This is a genomic window from Jeotgalibacillus marinus (assembly GCF_040801915.1).
Taxonomy (GTDB): Bacteria; Bacillota; Bacilli; order Bacillales; family Jeotgalibacillaceae; genus Jeotgalibacillus; species Jeotgalibacillus marinus.
This window is the reverse complement of the sequence record NZ_JBFMIA010000181.1, coordinates 1-266: the sequence shown is the minus strand read 5'-3', so window position 1 is coordinate 266 and position 266 is coordinate 1. Positions and strand designations below refer to the sequence as shown.

1 protein-coding gene is annotated in these 266 nt (G+C 48.1%); it reads left to right on the top strand.

Annotated elements, in window-relative coordinates:
- Positions 1–266: hypothetical protein (locus AB1471_RS18995; RefSeq protein ID WP_367780995.1), on the top strand; the 266-nt coding region annotated here is incomplete at both ends.

Sequence of the window (266 nt, the reverse complement as noted above, 5' to 3'; positions counted from 1 at the left end):
AAGGGGGAAAAAAGAAGGGAAAGAAGGAAAAAGGGGAGGGGAAAGGGGGGGAAAAAGAAAGAGGGAAGGGGGGGAGGAGAAAAAGAAAAAAGGAGGAAAGGAAAGAAGGGAAGGGAAGAAAAGGGAGGAGAAGGAGAAAGAAAGAGGGGGGAAGAGAGAGGGAAAGAAAGGGGAAGGAAAGAAGAAAAGAAAGGAAAAGGAGGGAAGGGAGGAGAAAAGAGAAGGGGAAAGAGAAGGGGGGGAAGAAGAAAAGAGGGGGGAAAGAA